The organism is Collinsella sp. HCP28S3_E9, from assembly GCF_052065455.1.
Lineage (GTDB): Bacteria > Actinomycetota > Coriobacteriia > Coriobacteriales > Coriobacteriaceae > Collinsella.
Genome location: NZ_JBQHTZ010000006.1, coordinates 118,482 through 125,394, shown reverse-complemented (window position 1 = coordinate 125,394; position 6,913 = coordinate 118,482). Strand labels below are relative to the sequence as shown.

At 63.2% G+C, this 6,913-nt stretch carries 8 protein-coding genes and 1 pseudogene; 8 read left to right on the top strand and 1 reads right to left on the bottom strand.

What is annotated here, in order from left to right:
* The 3 genes and pseudogenes from ACTNA2_RS04585 to hisE all read left to right on the top strand — a co-directional run.
* Window positions 1-183, top strand: a pseudogene (locus ACTNA2_RS04585) (SIS domain-containing protein); the annotation flags it as partial.
* 262 nt (window positions 184-445) lie between these two features.
* Window positions 446-1,318, top strand: a complete 873-nt coding sequence (locus ACTNA2_RS04580) for an ATP phosphoribosyltransferase regulatory subunit (RefSeq protein WP_441048728.1) — start codon at window positions 446-448, stop codon at window positions 1,316-1,318.
* Window positions 1,319-1,321: 3 nt separating this feature from the next.
* Complete coding sequence (hisE, locus tag ACTNA2_RS04575) at window positions 1,322-1,639, top strand: phosphoribosyl-ATP diphosphatase (RefSeq protein WP_006235893.1); 318 nt, start codon at window positions 1,322-1,324, stop codon at window positions 1,637-1,639.
* A 110-nt stretch (window positions 1,640-1,749) separates the two neighbouring features.
* On the opposite strand, the gene ACTNA2_RS04570 is transcribed toward hisE, so the two are convergent.
* On the bottom strand, window positions 1,750-2,661 hold the full coding sequence (locus ACTNA2_RS04570; RefSeq protein WP_427718869.1) for a PHP domain-containing protein: 912 nt from the start codon (window positions 2,659-2,661) through the stop codon (window positions 1,750-1,752).
* A 338-nt stretch (window positions 2,662-2,999) separates the two neighbouring features.
* Between ACTNA2_RS04570 and larC the strand changes: the two genes are divergently transcribed.
* From larC to ACTNA2_RS04545, 5 genes are all read left to right on the top strand, one after another.
* The gene (gene larC, locus ACTNA2_RS04565; protein WP_441048727.1) at window positions 3,000-3,485 is read left to right on the top strand and encodes a nickel insertion protein; all 486 of its coding nucleotides are present in this window, start codon (window positions 3,000-3,002) and stop codon (window positions 3,483-3,485) included.
* A gap of 59 nt (window positions 3,486-3,544) precedes the next feature.
* On the top strand, window positions 3,545-4,093 hold the full coding sequence (gene yfcE, locus ACTNA2_RS04560) for a phosphodiesterase (RefSeq protein WP_441048726.1): 549 nt from the start codon (window positions 3,545-3,547) through the stop codon (window positions 4,091-4,093).
* Between the two features lie 2 nt (window positions 4,094-4,095).
* The gene (gene mazG, locus ACTNA2_RS04555) at window positions 4,096-4,956 is read left to right on the top strand and encodes a nucleoside triphosphate pyrophosphohydrolase (protein ID WP_441048725.1); all 861 of its coding nucleotides are present in this window, start codon (window positions 4,096-4,098) and stop codon (window positions 4,954-4,956) included.
* 168 nt (window positions 4,957-5,124) lie between these two features.
* The gene (locus ACTNA2_RS04550; protein ID WP_441048724.1) at window positions 5,125-5,886 is read left to right on the top strand and encodes a hypothetical protein; all 762 of its coding nucleotides are present in this window, start codon (window positions 5,125-5,127) and stop codon (window positions 5,884-5,886) included.
* A 19-nt stretch (window positions 5,887-5,905) separates the two neighbouring features.
* On the top strand, window positions 5,906-6,907 hold the full coding sequence (locus ACTNA2_RS04545) for a Ppx/GppA phosphatase family protein (RefSeq protein WP_441048723.1): 1,002 nt from the start codon (window positions 5,906-5,908) through the stop codon (window positions 6,905-6,907).
* The last annotated feature ends 6 nt before the right edge of the window (window positions 6,908-6,913 follow it).

Genomic DNA, 6,913 nt, shown 5'->3' with positions numbered 1-6,913 from the left:
GAGGACTACGTCATCATCGACACCGCCGAGTACGCGATCCCGGGCCTGGACGACGACTTCCGCGTCATCGTGTCGCCGTGGATCCTGTCCGTGCTGACCACCGACCGCCTCTCGCGCAACTACGAGCTGGTCACCAAGCACAACCTCAAGTACCGCCGCTACTACCACCAGTTCGACTACTAAGAGCTGGTCACGGGTCCGATATCTTGGCTGGTTGATATCTCAACCCTGCACAAGGGCGTCCGCAATTGCACGGGCGCCCTTTTTGCGTTGTAACAAGAGACCGCTGCTAATCGCTTGCCCTATGTTTCCAAATGAATACGCTGTGAGCCGAGGGGGACGGTTCTCCCCGCAAGCACTCTAGTATGCTAAAGTACCCAGAAGACCGGCGGAGCTATGCCGGTCTTTCGTTCTATATGAAACGCAGTATGAGGAGGCTCACCAGATGACGGCCACACCGTGGGGATTCCGGGACATATTGCCCGAGGAGGCTCAGGCACGCGAGGAGATCGCGTATACGGTGAAGGGCTGCTTCAGGGAGCATCATTACCTTCCGGTCGAGACGCCGCTGCTCGAGGACAAGGGTTCGCTCGAGGAGGGCGGCCGCATTGCGGACACGCCGTTTAAGCTCTTTGATGACGACGGCCGCCTGCTGGTGGTCCGTCCCGACAACACGCTGCCGATCGTGCGCCTGGTTTCGACCCGCATGCGTGCGGCCGATCTGCCCCTGCGCCTTCGCTACGAGGCGCCGGTGGTTCGCGAGTGCCAGCGCAATGCCGGTGGCTCGCGTCAGTTTACGCAGCTGGGCTTTGAGCTTATCGGTGCGGGCGATACCGCGGGCGATGTAGAGATTGTTTCGCTGGTGGCCGAGGCCGTGCGTAAGCTGGCGCTTCCCGATGCTCGTATTATCGCAGGTAGCGTGCGTCCTTTTAAGGAGCTGCTCGCGGCGTGCGAGGATCGCGAGCTGGCAGCCGAGGCCCTGCGCTGCGTGCATGCCAACGACTTTGTGGGCCTCGATGCCCGCGTGGCTGCCAGCACCGAGTCTGATGCCGTCAAGGCCGCCATTAGCGAGCTGCCGCGCCTGCACGGTGGTGCCGAGGTGCTCGACCGCGTGGACGCGCTGCTGGAGGCCGCCGGTATCGCCGCGCCGCCGACACGCGAGCTGCGTGCCCTGGTCGAGGGTTTGATAGCGACACGCTGCTGGTCAAGGTTGACTCGCCGGGTCCGGCCTGCCATACCGGCAACCGTACCTGCTTCTTTAAGAAACTCGCGTAGGGCGGGCGCTCGACCAGGCGCTTGGCCGACCAGAAAGGATTGAACCATGGGTGTGCGTACCGCAAATGTTCAGGATGGAAATATCGGCGAGACGCTAACGGGGCTGGCCGAGGTGATTCACGGTCGTCGCGATGCGTCGCCGCAGGAAAGCTATACCGCTCGACTGCTGACCGATGTGGAGGACGAGCTGCTCAAGAAGCTTGCCGAGGAGGCGAGCGAGGTGATCATGGCCTGCAAGGATAACGACCATGATCACATTCGCTACGAGGCTGGCGACCTGGTCTACCACCTGCTCGTGACGCTTGAGCGCTACGGCATTACCCTCGACGAGCTGGCCGGCGAACTCAACGCCCGCCGCCACTAGTCGTTAAAGAACGTCCCCGATGACCATAGAAGTTGCGGTGGAATAGTTCTTGTTAGACGGTCTTAGGGCTATAAATAGGAGCTATTTCACCGCAACTTATGAAGGGATGGCTAGGCGAGGGGTGTGGACTCCCATTCGCCGGTGGGGTGGGGGATGTCGAAGGTTCGGTAGCCGCAGTCGTAGGCATGGGCTTGGGCCTCGCGGATATTCCAGCAAATATCACAGGCGCGGTGCGCATCCGAGCCAAAGGTAATGGGCGCCTCAGCATGGGCAAAGCAGCGCAAAAGGCCGGTCGCGGGATAGTAGTCGTCGAGCCCCTTGCGCGGTGCGGCGGTCGAGACCTCAACGCGGCGGCCCGTATCGTGCGCACACTCGGCCATCTGCCGCCAAAACGGCGCGGGGTCAAAGTCGGGCGCAAAGCCTTCCTTCGAAAAGCGCATGACCAGGTCGGGGTGAGCCATCACATCAAAGTTGAGCGAGCTTTCGCAGGCGCGGCACCAGTCATCGACATAGCGCTCCCACACGCCGCGCACGCCTAAGTTTTCCCAAACGTGCAGGTTGGTGTCGTCGTCGATCCAGCCGCAGCGTGAGTCAGGCGTATCGGGGCGTGCGACGCCCTCTGTCCCCGTCGCGCCCGCAGCGCCTGCCATGATATTGCCCGGGTTACCAATCCAATGCACGCTGCCCAGGCGTACGACGGCGCCCCGGGACCAGCGCTCAACCAAAGGCTCGCAGCCTTCGTACCAATCGCACTCAAAGCCATAGACAAGCTCGAGCTCCGGCGCAATCTGCGCGGCAAGCTTGCGGGCATCCTCAAAAGCCAGACGATGCGCCGGCAGGTCGCCCTCGACAACCTGCACCTCGCAGGTGGCATCCATGCTGGCAGGCAGGGTAAGGTGATCGGCCGAGACCATGGTGCGGCAACCGGCCGCAGCAGCGGCGCGGACGTTGTCTTCAAACGAGGCGTGTCCGTCCGAGAACGAGGTGTGAGTATGGCAATCGACTAGCGGGCAAGCAGGCATGGCGGCTCCTTTGCGTCAAGCGAATCTGCTCCATTGTAACGGCGCGGCCCCCAGTGCGATGTGCGCGCCGGGGGCCGAAATCGACTGGAAAGGACGGGCGGCGCATAAGGGCGGGCTCGCGACATCGGCCTTGCTTCGAATCATGTACCTCAGCCTCCAAAACCGACAAAAAATGACATGTTTGGAGGCTGATGTACATGTTTGGCCGAGGCGGTGGAGTGTCGGTTCTTGCAGACAAGGAAAATCGCGCTCATCGCGCGCCGCCACACTTGCGCCGCTCGCGATGTGCTAGCGTTTGGGTGAATAAAACGAGCCCGTGCGGAAAGGAGCCGGACCGTATGCAACGTGGAACTACATCTCCGCTGTCCCGCGAGACCGATGCGCCCGAAACCATCGTCAAGCTGGAGTGCGACATCGACGACGCGTCGCCCGAGGTGCTCGCCTACGCCGCCGACCGCCTGCGCGAGGCCGGCGCGCGCGAGGTGCACTGGCTGCCCCTCTATTGCAAGAAAGGCCGCCCTGGCTGGCAGTTGCAGGTAATCTGCACCCACGAGGATATCGAGCGCCTGCAGACGATCATCTTTTTGGAAACCACGACCAATGGCATCCGCCGCCAGGTTATGGAGCGCGTTTGCCTGCCGCGCTACTTTGAGCGCGTAACGACGCCATGGGGCGAAGTGTCCGTCAAGGTAGCCACCTTGACGGACGGCAGTGAGCGCGCGGCGCCCGAGTACGAAGACTGCGCCCGCCTTGCCCGTGAGCACAATGTGCCGCTCCAACGCGTGATGCAGGCGGCCCAGAGCGCGGCACTGCGATTTGAATAACGCGGCTGGTGGCGACATTCCGCGCCCGGCCACGTCAACCCCACCCCGAAAGGACCTCCATGAAATACCTCATCGCTTCTGACATCCACGGCTCGGCATATTGGACCGAGCGCCTCTGCGCCGCCATCGAAGCCGAGCAGCCCGACCGCATCGTCCTGCTGGGCGACCTGCTTTATCACGGTCCGCGCAACGACCTGCCGCGCGACTACGCTCCCAAGCGCGTGATTCCGTTGCTCAACGCCCTGGCCGACCGCATTATCGCGGTGCGCGGCAACTGCGACGCCGAGGTCGACCAGATGGTTCTCGGCTTTCCCGTCATGGCCGACTACGCCACACTGTTCGACGAGGTCGGCCGCGAGCTGTTCCTGACGCACGGCCACGTCTTTGGCGCCGGCATGCACAACAGCGTCGACCACGCGCCCGCGCTGCCCGAGGGCTCCGCGCTCGTCTACGGCCACACGCACGTCAAGGTCAACGAGGAAAGCACCGCGCACCCGGGTCTGTGGCTCTTCAATCCCGGCAGCGTGAGCATCCCCAAGGACGGCACGCACAGCTATGGTATCTACGAGGGCGGCGCGTTCCGCCATGTGATCATGGAGGAGGACTAACCATGGCCGAGCACATGGCTCAGCAAAATGCCGAAGGTTCGCGCGACCTGTCCACGCTGGTCGATGCATCGGCCGAGTTACAACATCTGGTACAGACTATCTGGCGCCTGCGTCAGCCCGACGGCTGCCCGTGGGACCGCGAGCAGACGCACCAGAGCATTGGCAAGAACATGATCGAGGAGGCCTACGAGGCGCTCGACTGCATCGAGGCGGATGACGCGGCCCATCTTCGCGAGGAGCTGGGCGATGTGCTCATGCAAGTCGTGCTGCATGCACAGATTGCGGCGGACGCCGGCGAGTTTACGCTGGCCGACGTGGCGCGCGATATCGACGCCAAGCTCATTCGCCGCCATCCGCACGTGTTTGGCGATGTGGATGCCGGCAGCTCCGACGAGGTGCTCAAGATTTGGGACGAGGTCAAACTTGCCGAGAAGGCCGCCAAGGACCAGGCCGTGGCGGCGGGCGATGCTGCGCCCGAGGGCCTGCTCGACGGTGTGCCCATGCATCTGCCGGCGCTGATGCAGGCTCAGAAGGTGTCGCGCAAGGCGGCTGCCGTGGGCTTTGAGTGGGATACGGTCCAGGACGTGTGGGACGAGGTCGCCGAGGAACGTGCCGAGTTTGAGGCCGAGGAACCCGGCTCGCCCGAGCGCGAGATGGAGTTTGGCGACCTGCTCTTTGCCCTGGTCAACGTTGCGCGCAAGGAGGGCATCGACGCCGAGAGCGCCCTTCGTGCCAGCACGGCCAAGTTCCGCCGCCGTTGGGCCGCGATGGAGCAGATGGCGGCCGATGCCCATGTTGATCTTGCCGAGCTTTCGACCCACGGGCTCAACGACCTGTGGGATGCCGCAAAGGCAGGGGAGTAGGACACGGTGTTGGTCGGCGGGGCGTAAGGGCGGCGCCCCGTCGACTTGCCCGTTGGCGACCACGCGCGCTCGAGTAATGGATTTGTCCTACGGCTCGTCCGGCTGGTCCGCCCGCGTGCTATAACTAAAGGACTTAGCGCAAACAAACCTCAACCGCACAAGGCGCACATGGATCAGATTTACGACAACAGGCACTATTCCGCCGGTTCGCGCGAACCGTCACCTCGCCGTGCGCATTCGGTACAGCTTGGCGGGTCTGGTTATGCTGGCGCTGATCGCTCCAGGTATAGCTCGCCGGCGACTTCGCATCCCAATGCTCAGCCAAATAGTTCCTCGGACAGTCCGGTGCGCCCATCGCGTTCCAAGCATACGTCGCGCCCTTCGACCCAGGCGTCCGACAAGCCGCGCCGTCCCTCAAGCCGTCTTTCGGGTTCGGACTTTATGCACTACGCCAACGATAACGCGGTGGTCAAGGCAATCTATGATTTTACCCACGGTCCCCAGCGAGGACTGTTTGTTGGCATTGTCGTCGCCCTGGCGCTTATGAGCCTGTACTTCCCCGTGCGCGACCTGTATGTGGCAAAACGCTCGAGCGACATCTTGGCCAAGCAGGTCGAGATTCGCGAGCAATATAATGACGACCTGCACAAAAGCGTCGACAAGCTGCTCTCGGAGGAGGGCATTAAGGACGCGGCGACCGAGGACCTGGGTCTGGTGATGCCCGGCGAGAAGAGGATTGAAGTGCAGGGCCTGGACGACGATTCCGATACCTCGTCGAGCCAGAAGTCGTCGAACGCCAAGAAGGCCAGCGAAGTTGCCAAGGAAATCGAAGAGGTCGGCAAGGACGCGCCGTGGTACATCCAGACGCTCGACATGCTGTTTGGATTTAACGGCGTCGAGGGCCAGGCAGTCGTGTCCAATGGCGAGTAGCGCCCGGAGGGGGGCCGCAATGACGAATTGCAAACGATATAAGGTGGCGGCGATTGACCTGGGAACGGTGTCGTCGCGACTGGTGCTGGCCCAGGTCGAGGACGGGGCGATCGTGGAATCGTCCAAGCATACCGAGATTACCGACTTGGGCGAGGGCGTGGACGCAACGGGGCGCTTTTGCGAGGCGGCCGTTGGGCGCGTGCTCGCTGCGTGCCGAATGTTTGTGGACGAGGCCCGTGCCTTTGGGGCCGCGTGCATCTGCACCACGTGCACGAGCGCCGCGCGCGATGCGTCCAATGCCGTACTGCTGCTGGACGGCCTGCGCGAGCTGGGGCTCGAGCCGCAGGTGATTCCGGGCGAGGTCGAGGCGCGCCTGACGTTTTTTGGCGTGGCGCACGACTTTGCCGGCGAGCGCATCATTGTTACCGATTCGGGTGGCGGATCCACGGAGCTCGCGACGGGCGTCTATGCACCGGAGCGTGGGGTCTTTGCGCTGGAGGGAACGCGCTCGCTGGACATCGGTTGTCGCCGCGTGACGGAGCGGTTTTTCTCGGCGCTGCCGCCAACGGGCAGCGAGCTTGCCGCCGCTGGCGCGTGGGCAAACGAGCAGTTTGCAGGCTACTTTAAGAGCTTGCCTGTCGACTTTGAGCGAGCCGAGCGCCTGGTCGCGGTGGGTGGCACCGTCACCACGCTCGTTGCGCTCGTTCACGAGCTGGAGCCGTATGATTCGAGTTTTGTGCACCTTCGTGAGCTTTCGCTGGACCAGGTTTCGGCCGCTATCGAGCGCATGTCCTCGCTGGATGTCGCGGGCATCGCCGCGTTGCCAGGCGTGCAACCCAAGCGTGCGGGCGTGATCTTGGCTGGTGCTGTGGTGATTCGCGAGCTCATGCGAGCCGGCGGCTACGACGCGCTCACTGTAAGCGAGAACAGCCTGCTCGCCGGAATGGCCGCCACCATCAACGAGGTTCTCGACGGCGCGACCCCCACCATCGCCTGGACCCCCAGCCTCAGCGTCCTTTAACCATCC